Origin of the sequence: Roseateles violae, from assembly GCF_030410485.1 — a bacterium.
GTDB lineage: Bacteria > Pseudomonadota > Gammaproteobacteria > Burkholderiales > Burkholderiaceae_C > Roseateles_D > Roseateles_D violae.
On sequence record NZ_JAUHHC010000002.1, the window covers coordinates 1 to 12,163 of the forward strand.

The 12,163-nt window shown below is 66.4% G+C and carries 8 protein-coding genes and 1 rRNA gene; 4 read left to right on the forward strand and 5 right to left on the reverse strand.

The genetic code is table 11. From position 1 onward, the window contains the following. Window positions 1-3 precede the first annotated feature (3 nt). Both rrf and QWJ38_RS05505 read left to right on the forward strand, forming a co-directional pair. Window positions 4-116, forward strand: a 5S ribosomal RNA gene (rrf, locus tag QWJ38_RS05500). A gap of 148 nt (window positions 117-264) precedes the next feature. Continuing rightward, on the forward strand, window positions 265-1,824 hold the full coding sequence (locus QWJ38_RS05505) for an ABC transporter substrate-binding protein (RefSeq protein ID WP_290358067.1): 1,560 nt from the start codon (window positions 265-267) through the stop codon (window positions 1,822-1,824). A gap of 13 nt (window positions 1,825-1,837) precedes the next feature. Here QWJ38_RS05505 and QWJ38_RS05510 read toward each other — a convergent pair whose 3' ends face one another. Beyond that, window positions 1,838-2,311 (reverse strand): carboxymuconolactone decarboxylase family protein, encoded by a 474-nt coding sequence (locus QWJ38_RS05510; protein ID WP_290358068.1) that lies wholly within the window; start codon window positions 2,309-2,311, stop codon window positions 1,838-1,840. 171 nt (window positions 2,312-2,482) lie between these two features. Here QWJ38_RS05510 and QWJ38_RS05515 point away from each other — a divergent pair, with 171 nt between their 5' ends. Then, window positions 2,483-2,815 (forward strand): hypothetical protein, encoded by a 333-nt coding sequence (locus tag QWJ38_RS05515; protein WP_290358069.1) that lies wholly within the window; start codon window positions 2,483-2,485, stop codon window positions 2,813-2,815. 30 nt (window positions 2,816-2,845) lie between these two features. Here the strand turns inward: QWJ38_RS05515 and QWJ38_RS05520 are convergent, their stop codons facing one another. From QWJ38_RS05520 to alaS, 3 genes are all read right to left on the reverse strand, one after another. Next, window positions 2,846-3,397 carry a GNAT family N-acetyltransferase gene (locus tag QWJ38_RS05520; protein WP_290358070.1) on the reverse strand — a complete coding sequence of 184 codons (552 nt, stop codon included), beginning with the start codon at window positions 3,395-3,397 and terminating at the stop codon, window positions 2,846-2,848. A gap of 279 nt (window positions 3,398-3,676) precedes the next feature. Continuing rightward, a complete protein-coding gene (locus QWJ38_RS05525; RefSeq protein ID WP_290358071.1) occupies window positions 3,677-4,390 on the reverse strand; it encodes a UPF0149 family protein in 714 nt (237 codons plus the stop codon). 76 nt (window positions 4,391-4,466) lie between these two features. Beyond that, window positions 4,467-7,100, reverse strand: a complete 2,634-nt coding sequence (gene alaS / locus QWJ38_RS05530) for an alanine--tRNA ligase (protein WP_290358072.1) — start codon at window positions 7,098-7,100, stop codon at window positions 4,467-4,469. A 120-nt stretch (window positions 7,101-7,220) separates the two neighbouring features. Between alaS and QWJ38_RS05535 the strand changes: the two genes are divergently transcribed. Further along, window positions 7,221-8,714: an NAD-dependent succinate-semialdehyde dehydrogenase gene (locus QWJ38_RS05535; protein ID WP_290358073.1), complete on the forward strand. Its 1,494-nt coding sequence runs from the start codon at window positions 7,221-7,223 to the stop codon at window positions 8,712-8,714. A 67-nt stretch (window positions 8,715-8,781) separates the two neighbouring features. Here QWJ38_RS05535 and QWJ38_RS05540 read toward each other — a convergent pair whose 3' ends face one another. Then, window positions 8,782-12,084 carry a TonB-dependent receptor gene (locus tag QWJ38_RS05540; protein ID WP_290358074.1) on the reverse strand — a complete coding sequence of 1,101 codons (3,303 nt, stop codon included), beginning with the start codon at window positions 12,082-12,084 and terminating at the stop codon, window positions 8,782-8,784. Window positions 12,085-12,163 lie beyond the last annotated feature (79 nt).

A 12,163-nucleotide genomic window follows, 5' to 3' on the forward strand; every position in this document is an offset into this window, starting at 1 on the left:
AAGCCTGATGACCATAGCGAGTTGGTCCCACTCCTTCCCATCCCGAACAGGACAGTGAAATGACTCAGCGCCGATGATAGTGCGGATTCCCGTGTGAAAGTAGGTCATCGTCAGGCTATTATCTCCAGCTAACCCCTCGCATCTCACCGGTGCGAGGGGTTTTGCTTTTGGGCCTCCGGGACAATATGGGGTCCCTCCGCTGGCGCTCGCCGGCATACTTCGTCCGCCCGCTCTGACGGGTGTCAACGAGACGAGGAAGCTTCGATGAAGCGCACCGGGCTAGGCTTGCTGCTGTGCATCGTGCTGGGCGTTGCCGGCGCGAAACCCTTGCGCATTGCCACTGCCAACGATCCGCAGACCATGGATCCGCATGCGCTGGCGCTGCTGTACCACACGCGCGTGATACAGCAGATATACGAAGGCTTGGTCAATCGCGACGAGCAATTCCGCCTGCAGCCCTGGCTGGCCTTGTCCTGGGCCAATATCGATGCCCTCACTTGGCGCTTCAAGCTGCGCCCCGGCGTCAAATTCCACGACGGCAGCCCGTTCACCGCCGACGATGCGGTGTTCTCGATCGAACGCGCGCTGCAGCCCAGTTCGCAGCGTGCCGTTCAGATGAGCGGCGTGCTCGGCGCCCGCAAGGTCGATGGGCTGACGATCGACGTGTTGCTGCAGGCGCCCGATGCGGTGCTGCCGGGCAAGCTCTGGCAGGTGGGGATGATGAGCAAGGCCTGGTGCGAACAGCACCAGGTCAGCAAGCCGCAGGACTACAACGGCAAGCAGGAAACCTATGCAGTGCGCAATGCGATGGGCACCGGTGCCTACCGGTTGCAGCGCTACGAGGCCGATGTGCGCACGACCTTGCTGGCCTACCCGCAATGGTGGGGCCGGGCGAGCCATGCCGGCAATGTCCACGAGGCGCAGTTCCTGGTGATCCAGTCCGACGCGACCCGGCTGGCGGCGCTGGGCTCGGGCCAGGTCGATGTGGTGCTCGATCCGCCGTTCCAAGACGTGACGCGACTGCGCCAGGACGCCGGCCTGAAGTTGCTTGAGATGCCCGATATCGGCACGCAGTACCTGGCCTTCGACCAGCAGCGCGGCGAGTTGCAGGGCAGCGAGATTAGGGGCGCCAACCCCTTCAAGGACTTGCGCGTGCGGCGCGCCGTCTATCAGGCCATCGATATGGACTTGATCGTGCGGCAGGTGCTGCGGGGCCAGGCGCAGGCGACCGGCTCCTTCCTGTCCAAGCTGCTCGACGGTTACGTCCCCGAGCTCGACCGGCGTCTGCCCTACGACCCCGCAGCGGCGCGGGCGTTGCTGAAAGAGGCCGGCTATCCGAACGGCTTCAGCAGCAGCTTCGACTGCGTCAATATCTCGTTTCGCCAGGCGGTTTGCCAGGCCGTCGCGGCGATGCTGGACAAGGTCGGCATCCGTGCGAAATTGCAGACGACGCCGGCGGCCTTGTTCTTTCCCAAGCTGACGCAGGCGACGATCAGCCTGGCCGAATTTGGCTGGTCGCCGGGCGCCGACCCCTGGAACATGCTGCAGTCGGTCGTGCACAGCCACGACGGCGCGACGGCCGGCGTCTTCAATGCGGGCCGCTACAGCAGCGAGAAGCTCGATGCGCTGATCGACGCGATCCGCGCCGAGCCGGATCTGCAGCGCCGCCGTCAGCTGGTCGGCGACAGCCTGCGCCTGCTGAATGCCGAACTGCCCATCCTGCCGCTGTACCGTGTCTCGCAGATCTGGGTCCTGCGCCGCAACATCCAGGCCGTGCAATGGCCCAACTCGGTGCTCGATCTGCGCTGGGTGCGCGTCGACTGAGGGAACGGAAGGCTCAGGCGGCGCCGGCCGGCAGCGGCGGCGCGAAACGCAGACCCATCGCGATTCGATTCCAGGCGTTGATATTGGCGATTGCCGCGGTCAGAAAGGCCAGTTCTGCCGGGCCGAATTCGGCCAGCAACTGCGCGTACAGCGCGTCGTCGGCGCCTTGCGCGCCGGTCAGCGCCTCGGTCCAGGCCAGCGCCAGCCGTTCGCGCGGGCTGTAGACCGGTGCCTCCCGCCAGGCGGCCAGCAGATCCAGCTTCGCGGCCGGCACGCTCAGGCCTCGTGCCACGTTCAAATGGAACTGCAGGCAGTAGGCACAGCCGTTCAGCTGCGAGGCGCGCAGCTTGATCAGCTCCAGCAGGTCCTTGGCCAGGCCCGAGCCGGCGATGGCCCTGCCCAGCGCTTGCAGCGCCTCGCTGACGCCGGGCGTCAGCTGCGCGAATTCGGGGCGATCGATGCGGGGGAGCAGCGGGTTTTCGTTCATGCGCTACGGTGCCTGGAAGTTGGTGATGTTCGGAGCCTCATTATCGGGAGGCCGGCGGCGCGCTTGCGAGTGGGGCGGTTTTCATGCGGCACTGGCGCCAACCCGTCGCGCCAGATCGCAGTTCGTCGCTTTGCGCTGGAGCCTTGGATCGGCCTTGCAGATACTGTTTCCATGGACAAGCGCCCCAGGCCCACCCCGAGTCAGACCCCGCAAGCGTCTGCTCAGCGCGCGCCGCTTCGTCGCCCCGCCTCGGCCGCGCTGGCCGCGGCGATGATGCTGCTTGCGCTGCTGCTGCCCGCCGCTCCGGCCGAGGCCAGCGAGGTCGTCAAGCTGGCCCGGCTGGTGATCACCGGCAAGCGCCTGAGCGCCGAGCCGCCGCCGCAGGACAACAAGCCGCCGCCGCAGCGCCTGCCGCCGGTGCTGATCGAAGGGCAGAGCGCCGCCACCCAGGCGCAGGCGGTGCAAGTGGCCCTGCATCGCCGCCCGAGCCTGCGGGCGCTCTAGAAAACACCCGTCCCAGGCGGCCGCGTTCGCTCAGCCCAGCAGGCGGGGCGGGTGCGGATGCAGGCGCGCCATCGCCAGGGTGTCGACATAGCGGCCGGCGCGCAGCGCATAGGCGCGCATGCGGCCCTCGACCTCGAAGCCATGGCGCTGGTACAGCGCGATCGCGTGTTCGTTGTCCACATAGACGCTCAGCTCGATCCGCAGCACCTGCGCCCAGTTGTCCGCAAAGTCCAGCAAAGCCGTCATCAAGGCATGGCCGATGCCCTGGCGCTGCGCATGGGCGGCGACCATGATGCCCAGGCCCATCACGTGGCGCCGCCGCAGCGCCTCTCCGACCGGCTGCAGGCCGGCGTTGCCGACCAGCTCGCCACCGCGCTCGGCCACCAGCTGCAGATCGTTCCTGCCCGGCGCGCCGCAGTCCTGCAGGCGCTGCTTCCACATCGCCTCCGAGGCATAGGGCACCTGCAGCAGGCCGGGAAACACCTCCGGATCGCGCACCAGGCGGGCCATCGCCGCCGCGTCGCTCGGTTCGATGCGGCGGATGTTCAGGGGCGGCTGCTGCAAGCGCTCGTCGGTACTCATGGGGGTTCTCCGGTCGGTAGGTGGAGGCACAAGAAAAAAGCCCGCTGGTTCAGCGGGCTTCGAGGAAAGAGTGTCTCGTCGAGGGGCAAACGTCGGCCGCTAGAGACATCGCCCGATGCGCTGCATCGAAAAATGCAGTGGCCAAGCTAGCGCCACCGCGACGACGGCATGCGGCGTCGCTGCAAGGGCGGTGGCGAAGCTCTCGGTCATGGGCCCAGTATCCGGGCCGGCCGCGACGCTGGTCAAGCCGGCTTGCCGCATTGCCGCGACAGCAGCGGCTCAGCTCTGCAGCTTGCCGCCGGGCGGCTGCAGCCAGAACAGGCGCAGATCCTGGGCCGAGAACAGCGCGTCGTCCAGCAGCACGTCCTGGTTGACCTCGTCCTCAGGCTCGTAGCTTTCTGCGATATAGGCATCGCGCTGCTCGCCGGGCGGCATCGCTACGGCGGCGATCGCCATCAGCATGGCGTCCAGCATCTGGCCCTGCTCGCTGTCGTGGTCGTTGACATACCAGGCGCCCTGGTGATCCTCGACCGCCTGCATAAAGCCCTCGACCCACATATGGCCGCTGGCCGGCAGATGGTCCAGTTGCTCGGCCTTCAACACGCCCTGCGACAGCAGCTCGGCCTTGGTCGCCTCGTCGAATTCGGTGATCAGCGGCGTCAGCCGCATCAGTTCCTGGTCGGCCACCAGCGCGGCCGGATCGAGCGCCTCGCTGATCTCGTTCCAGCGCTTGTGCAGCACCTCCATGAACTCCTCGGTCGCGTCCTGCTCGTCCAGCGCGCTTGCCCAGTCCTCGCCGTACAGCGCGTCCATCGCCTGCAGCGGCGAGGCGGCGACGCCGTCCTGCGGGCCGCAGATCAGTGCCGTCATATAGCCGTCCAGCGTGTCGATCGGCACCGGGTGCTCGTCCTGCGGCGTGCCGGGAACCAGAATCTGCAGCAGGGCGGCCAGGCGCTCGGCGTTGTCGTGGTCGATGTCGTGCTCGTCGCTCATGTTCTTGTCGTCCTTGCTGAAATGGACAAGGGGCCCGGGTCTGCCCAGGGCCCCTTGCTGGGGGATCCTAGTGCAATCAGGCGCGTTCGGCGACCCAGGCCTGCACGCTGGCCAGCGCGGCCGGCAGGGCCGCCGGCTGGGTGCCGCCGGCCATGGCCAGGTCCGGCTTGCCGCCGCCCTTGCCGCCGACCTGCTGGGCGACGAAATTGACCAACTCGCCGGCCTTGACCTTGGCGATGCTGTCGGGCGTCACGCCGGCGGCGAGCTGGACCTTGTCGCCATCGACGGCGGCCAGCACGATGGCCGCCGTCTTCAGCTTGTCCTTCAGCTTGTCCATGGTCTCGCGCAGGGTCTTGGCATCGGCGCCGACCAGGGTCGCGGCCAGCACCTTGATGCCCTTGACGTCGATCGCGCTGGCGACCAGCTCGTCGCCCTGGGCGGAGGCCAGCTTGCTCTTGGCGGCGGCCAGTTCCTTCTCCAGCGCCTTCACCTGGTCCAGCACCGCGTGCACGCGCTGCTCGAGCTCCGTCGGCGCCGCCTTCAGCGTGCCGGCCACCGCCTGCACGGTGTTCTCGAGCTGCTGCAGATAGGCCAGCGCGTTGTCGCCGGTGACGGCCTCGACACGGCGCACGCCGGCCGCGACGCCGCCCTCGGCGACGATCTTGAACAGGCCGATGTCGCCGGTCGCCTTGACGTGGGTGCCGCCGCACAGTTCCTTGGACGAGCCGATCGACAGCACGCGCACCGTCTCGCCGTACTTCTCGCCGAACAGCATCATCGCGCCCGACTTCTGCGCATCGTCCAGCGCCATCACCTGGGCCTGGGCCGACGCATTGGCCAGGATCTCGGCGTTGACGATGGCCTCGACCTTGGCGATCTGCTCGGCCGTCATCGGCGCGTTGTGGGCGAAGTCGAAGCGCGTGCGCTCGGCATTGACCAGCGAGCCCTTCTGCTGCACATGGGCACCCAGCACCTCGCGCAGGGCCTTGTGCATCAGGTGGGTGGCGCTGTGGTTGCGCACGGTCTTGGCGCGGGCCTCGGCATTAACCTTGGCGGTGAAGGTATCGCCGAGCTTGATCGTGCCTTCCAGCACGCGGCCATGGTGGCCGAACACATCGGCCTGGATCTTCAGCGTGTCCTCGACGGCAAAGCGGCTCGTGTTGTTGCGCAGCTCGCCGGCATCGCCGACCTGGCCGCCGCTCTCGGCATAGAAGGGCGTGTGGTCCAGCACGACGACGGCATCGTCGCCGGCCCGGGCTTCGGCGACCGGCGAACCGTCGACGTAGACGGCCGTGACCTTGCTCGTCTCGCAGACCAGGTGCTCGTAGCCGTGGAAGGCCGTGGCTGCGCCCTTGTATTCAAGGCCTTGCGCCATCTTGAACTTGCCAGCCGCGCGCGCCTGCTCACGCTGGCGGTTCATCGCCGCCTCGAAGCCGGCCTGGTCGACGGTGACGCCGCGCTCGCGGCAGACATCGGCGGTCAGGTCGACCGGGAAGCCATAGGTGTCGTGCAGCTTGAAGGCGGTCTCGCCGTCGATCTGCTGGTCGCCCTTGGCAAGAGCCGTTTCCAGGATCTCCATGCCGTTGGCGATGGTCTGGAAGAAGCGCTCCTCTTCCTGCTTCAGCACCTCGGTGACGCGGGCCTGCGCCTGGCGCAACTCGGGATAGGCCTCGCCCATTTGCACGACCAGCTCGGCGACGATCTGATGGAAGAAGGGCTTGCGCGCGCCGAGCTTGTAGCCATGGCGGATCGCACGGCGGGCGATGCGGCGCAGCACATAGCCGCGGCCCTCGTTGCCGGGGATCACGCCGTCGACGATGGTGAAGGAGCAGGCGCGGATATGGTCGGCGATCACCTTCAGCGAGGGCGAGTCCTTGTCCGCATCGTTGCCGGCGGCGGCCGCGCCGTCGACGGCCTTCTTGGCCGCGGCGATCAGGCCGACAAAGGTGTCGATCTCGTAGTTCGAATGCACATGCTGCAGCACGGCGGCCAGGCGCTCCAGGCCCATGCCGGTGTCGACGCTGGGCTTGGGCAGCTTGTGCATCACGCCGTCTTCGGTGCGGTTGAACTGCATGAAGACGTTGTTCCAGATCTCGATATAGCGGTCGCCATCCTCGTCCGGCGACCCCGGCGGGCCGCCGGCGACCTCGGGGCCGTGGTCGTAGAAGATCTCGGTGCAGGGGCCGCAGGGGCCGGTGTCGCCCATCATCCAGAAGTTGTCGGACATATAGCGGCCGCCCTTGTTGTCGCCGATGCGCACGATGCGCTCGGCGGGCACGCCCACCACCTTGTTCCAGATCTCGTAGGCCTCGTCGTCCTCCGCATAGACGGTCACCCACAGCTTCTCGGCCGGCAGCATGAACTTCGTCGTCAGCAGTTCCCAGGCGAAGGAAATCGCGTCGTGCTTGAAGTAGTCGCCGAACGAGAAGTTGCCCAGCATCTCGAAGAAGGTGTGGTGCCGCGCGGTGTAGCCGACGTTGTCGAGGTCGTTGTGCTTGCCGCCGGCACGGATGCATTTCTGGCTGGTGGTCGCGCGCGAGTAGGGGCGCTTGTCGAAGCCCAGGAACACGTCCTTGAACTGGTTCATGCCGGCGTTGGTGAACAGCAGCGTCGGGTCGTCGCCGGGCACGACCGGGCTCGAGGCGACGATCTGATGCCCCTTGGACTCGAAGAACTTCAGGAACGTCTGACGGATCTCTGCTGCTTTCATTCCGGACCTAAATGCTTGATTTTTTGGAGCTTTTGATTATAGAGGCGAGGGCAGCGGCGAGGCCTGGCGCGAGCGGGTAGAGTGGGGTTTGAAGACCTCGCAAATCTGGAGCAAATCGATATGGACAGCAGCAAGACCCCGGTGCTGGCAACGCTTGCCGATGCCAGCCTCTTGAAGACGCAGGCGCTGATCAATGGCGAATGGGTCGGCGGCAAGAGCACTTTCGCCGTGCACGACCCGGCCACCGGCGCCCATTTGGCCGATGTGGCCAATCTGGGCGAGGCCGAGACCGAGGCGGCGATTGCCGCCGCCAACAATGCCTGGCTGGTCTGGCGCGCCAAGACGGCCAAGGAGCGCGCCGCCATCCTCTTGCGCTGGCAGCAACTGCTGGTCAAGCATGCCGACGACCTGGCCCGCATCATGACGGCCGAGCAGGGCAAGCCGCTGGCGGAAGCGCGCGGCGAGGTGATCTACGGCGCCAGCTTCATCGACTGGTTTGCCGAGGAGGGCCGGCGCGTCTATGGCGAGACCATCCCGACCACCGACACCAGCAAGCGCTATCTGGCGATCAAGCAGCCGATCGGCGTCTGCGCGGCGATCACGCCCTGGAATTTCCCCATCGCGATGATCACCCGCAAGGTGGCGCCGGCGCTGGCCGCCGGCTGCAGCGTCGTCATCAAGCCGGCCGAGGCGACGCCGCTGTCGGCCCTGGCCGTGGCCGAACTGGCGCAGCGCGCCGGCATGCCGGCCGGCGTGCTGAACGTGCTGACGGCCGACTCGGCGCAGTCGATCGCGATCGGCAAGGTCCTGTGCGCCAGCGACGTGGTGCGCCACCTGTCCTTCACCGGCTCCACCGAGGTTGGCCGCATCCTGATGAAGCAGTGCGCGCCGACGATCAAGAAGCTGAGCCTGGAGCTGGGCGGCAATGCGCCCTTCATCGTCTTCGACGATGCCGATCTCGATTCGGCCGTCGAGGGCGCGATGGCCAGCAAGTACCGCAATGCCGGCCAGACCTGCGTCTGCGCCAACCGCATCTATGTGCAGGCCGGCGTCTACGAGGCCTTCGTCGAAAAGCTGGCCGCCAAGGTCGGGCAACTGAAGGTCGGCAACGGCTTCGAGGCGGGCGTCAACGTCGGCCCGCTGATCGAGGAAGCGGCCGTCGCCAAGGTCGAGACCCATGTCGCCGATGCGCTGGCGCTGGGCGCGCGCCTGGTCGCCGGCGGCAAGCGCGCCGAGGGCCTGGGCGGCACGCAGTTCTTCGAGCCCACGCTGCTGGCCGACGCGACGCCGCAGATGCTCTGCTCGCGCGAGGAGACCTTCGGCCCCGTCGCACCGATCTTCAAGTTCAAGACCGAGGACGAGGTCGTGGCCCTGGCCAATGCCACGGAGTTCGGACTGGCCAGCTATTTCTACAGCCGCGACATCGGCCGCATCTTCCGCGTCGGCGAGGCGCTGGAATACGGCATGGTCGGCGTCAACACGGGCCTGATCTCGGTGGCCGAGGTGCCCTTCGGCGGCATCAAGCAAAGCGGCCTGGGCCGCGAGGGCGCACGCCAGGGCATCGAGGACTATGTGGAGATCAAGTACCTGTGCCTGGGCGACATCAACAAATAGACAGCGCGTTGCCAGCCGCCATGAAAAAAGGCCCCGTGAGGGGCCTTTTGTTTGGCACAGCCTTCGATCAGAACTCGTAGCGAGCGGTGACCTGGATCGCCCACTGCGACTCGCCCTTGTTCTGCTTGGTCGTGTAGCTGAACGGGTCGTTGACCGAGTAGACCATCTTGCCGTTCTCGATACCGGCGTAGTTGACGAACTTGCGGACCTGGCCGCCGCTGCCGTCGGAGAAGCCGATCTCGTCGATATGGCCCCAGCGCTGGTTGATCAGGTTGCCGACGTTGAAGATGTCCAGCGACAGCACGCCCTTGTGGTTGTTCCACAGGCCCGGGACTTCCTGGCTGAGGCGGGCATCGAAGCTGTTGGCGAACTTCGAACGCGCCGTGTTGCGGCCGACCACGCTGCCCTTGGCATCGCGCAGCGAGGGCTCGCTGTCGACGATGGACCAGAACTTGGCCTCGGCGGCGGCACCGGAGGCGGCGACCGTCTGACCCGGCAGCTTGTACAGCACTTCGCCCGAACCGGCGCCCTTCGGCACGTACAGCAGGTCGTTGCCCGACACGCCGTCGCCGTTCATGTCGTTGTTGAAGGTCCAGCTGTAGGGCTTGCCGTCACGACCTTCGTAGAACACGCCGAAGCTGGTCTTGTACTTGCTGATCAGGGCCTTGGACCAGTTCACGTTCGCGCTGAAGCGGTTGCGGATCGTGTAGACCGAGTTGGCCGCGACAACTTCGTTCGGGTTGTAGACCGGACGGTTCGCCCACTGCGAGAACGCGGTCGACGAGGTCAGCGGGCTGACTTCGGTGGCGTTCGTGCGGGTGTAGGCGACGCCCCAGCCGAAACCGGCCTTGGTCGGGCTGGTCAGCGAGAGGGTCAGGGTGTCGCCCTTGCCCTTGTCGGTGGCCTCGACCAGGGTCACGTCGTTGAAGGTGTTGTTGCGGTTGGTGCGAACGGTCGCACCCGAGCACAGCGCGCCCGGCGTGGTGTTGTTGGCCGGGGTGGCGCCACCCGCGGCCCAGCAGTTCGGGTTCTGGCCGGCGGCATTCCAGAACACCTGGCGGCCGTCCGGCGCGGTGGCGCTCGGCGCGCCCAGGTTCAGGTGCTTGTAGGCCAGACCCTGCTTGACCTGCGTGTGCAGCCACTCGGCGCCGGCGCTCAGGCCGTACCAGGGCAGCTCCGCGTCATAGGCCAGGTTCATCTTCCAGACCGAGGGCTGGCTGACGCCCGGGGCCAGGAAGTCGACGTTCTGGCGGGCCGACGAGCCCAGGATCGGCTGCTTGTTCGGATCCGGGTTGTACTTGACCGCGTTGGCGCCCGTGCAGTTGTTCAGCGTGCACTCGTAGTCGTTCACGACCATGCCGGTGTTCTGGTAGGGGTTGGCGTACCAGACGGTGGCTGCCGCGCCCTGGAACAGGCCGACGCCGCCGCGCACCTGCTGCTTGCGCTTGTCGATGTCGAAGGCATAGTTGAAGCCGAAGCGCGGCTGGATCAGCTTTTCGCCGTCGACCGTGTGCGAGTTGTCGTAGCCGAAGGCGGTGCTGGCCGTCGGGTTGTAGATCGGGCGGTCATCGGTGCTGAGCGAGTCGATGCGCAGGCCGGCCATCAGCGACAGCTGCTTGTTGACGGTCCAGGTGTCCTGCACGAACAGGCCCAGATTGTCGAAGGTCATGTTCGCCGCGGCGTCGTCCAGCGTGCGGCCGGTCTGCGGCTGCTGAATGCGGTAGGCGCTGGCATTGCCGGCGGCCCACAGCGCGACCGGGTCGGTGCCCTGGAAGGTGTACTGGCCCTTGGCGCGACGGACGAAGGCGTTGTAGATCTGGTTGGACTCGAAATCCGCGCCGGCCTTGATCTCGTGGTCGTTCAGCAGCAGGTTGCCGGCGAAGTAGGCGTTCGTCGTCTCGGTTTGAAGATTGTTGAAGTGGCGCGTTTCCTCGGTGCCGAAGCGCAGCGTGCGGTTGCCGGTAGCCGTCCCCGGAGGCGCGGTCGTCGTCCAGACCAGCTGCACTTCCGGCATGTCGGACTTGTTCAGCGGCACGCTCGAGTAGTCGCGCTTGGACAGCTTCAGCTCGGTGGAGAAGGTGTCGGTCCAGTCGGCGAACCACTGGCCAACGACCGACTCGATCGTCTTGGCCGTGGTGTACCAACGCGAATCCAGCGACAGCGTCGTCGCCGAGAAGCCCGGGGCGATCGGCTGCGACTGGTCGGTCTTGGTGTAGCGGATATTGGCGCGGTGGTTGTCGCTGATGTTCCAGTCCAGCTTCAGCAGCGAGTCCTTGACCAGCAGGGTATCGGCCGCCGGGATGCCGCCGATGTCGATGCCATAGAAGTTCTTGGCCACGTCCTGCGCGGCCTTGATCTGGTCCGGCGTGATGCCGACATTGACCAGGCTGCTGCCGACCGGGCCGAACTGCGGCACGTCGCGGTTGCTGCTCAGCTCTTCATAGCTGGCGAAGAAGAACAGCTTGTCCTTGATGATCGGGCCGCCCAGCGTCAGACCCTTGACGTCTTCCTTGAACGGCGGCGGATTCGTGTAGGTGTCGGTCGTGCGGTTGTAGCGCTTGCCGGCCATATTGTCGTCACGGTAGACGTAGTACAGGCTGCCGTGCAGATCGTTGGTGCCCGACTTGGTGACCGCGTTGATGTTGGCGCCGGTATAGCCCTGCTGGGTCACGTCGTAGTTCGAGACGTTGATCTGCACCGCCTGGATGGCGTCGATCGAGATCGGCTGCTTGATCGTCGGCAGGCCGTTGGCCTCCAGGCCGAAGGTGTCGTTGATGCGCACGCCGTCGACGGTGATCGAGTTGTAGCGCGAGTTCTGGCCGGCGGCCGAGATCTCGCCGCGATCCTTGTCGGTCTGCGACAGACGCGGATCCATGCGGGCATAGTCCTGCAGATTGCGGTTCAGCGAGGCGTAGGCGTCGAGTTCCTGGCGGCCCAGCGCGGTGCCGGCGCCCATGGTCGTCGGATTGAACTTGCTGTTGGCCGAGCCGGTGATCTGCACGGTGGCCAGCACATTGGCGCCCAGGGTCAGGTCGATAGCGCGGCTCTCGGCCAGCTGCAGATAGACGTCCTCGCGGACTTCCTTGTCGGCGCCCTTGCTAACGGTGACGGTGTACGGGCCACCGACGCGCAGACCGCGCACCGAATAGCGGCCGTCCGCGTCGGTCACCAGATTGCTGACCGAACCCGACTCGCGGTGGACGATGCTGACCGTCGCGCCGGCAACCGGCTTGCCATCCGGACCGGCAACGCGACCATTGATCGCCGCCGTCGTGTTCTGCGCCATGGCCGGTGCGGCCGCCACGATGGCGACCGCCACGCTCAAGGCCGTCCTGGAAAACGCCCCGAAACCCATCTGCCTGCTGCTCATTCCTGTCACTCCTCGAAAGATGAACGCGTAAGTACCCACTAATAAAAAATGTAGCAGTCGGGGTGGTCGCAAACGTTTT

Excerpts from the sequence above, each read along its gene's own strand:
- QWJ38_RS05515 (WP_290358069.1), top strand. The coding sequence starts at position 2,483 with ATGGACAAGCGCCCCAGGCCCACCCCGAGTCAGACCCCGCAAGCGTCT.
- QWJ38_RS05535 (WP_290358073.1), top strand. The coding sequence starts at position 7,221 with ATGGACAGCAGCAAGACCCCGGTGCTGGCAACGCTTGCCGATGCCAGC.
- QWJ38_RS05525 (WP_290358071.1), bottom strand. The coding sequence starts at position 4,390 with ATGAGCGACGAGCACGACATCGACCACGACAACGCCGAGCGCCTGGCC.
- QWJ38_RS05520 (WP_290358070.1), bottom strand. The coding sequence starts at position 3,397 with ATGAGTACCGACGAGCGCTTGCAGCAGCCGCCCCTGAACATCCGCCGC.
- QWJ38_RS05540 (WP_290358074.1), bottom strand. The coding sequence starts at position 12,084 with ATGAGCAGCAGGCAGATGGGTTTCGGGGCGTTTTCCAGGACGGCCTTG.
- QWJ38_RS05510 (WP_290358068.1), bottom strand. The coding sequence starts at position 2,311 with ATGAACGAAAACCCGCTGCTCCCCCGCATCGATCGCCCCGAATTCGCG.
- alaS (WP_290358072.1), bottom strand. The coding sequence starts at position 7,100 with ATGAAAGCAGCAGAGATCCGTCAGACGTTCCTGAAGTTCTTCGAGTCC.
- QWJ38_RS05505 (WP_290358067.1), top strand. The coding sequence starts at position 265 with ATGAAGCGCACCGGGCTAGGCTTGCTGCTGTGCATCGTGCTGGGCGTT.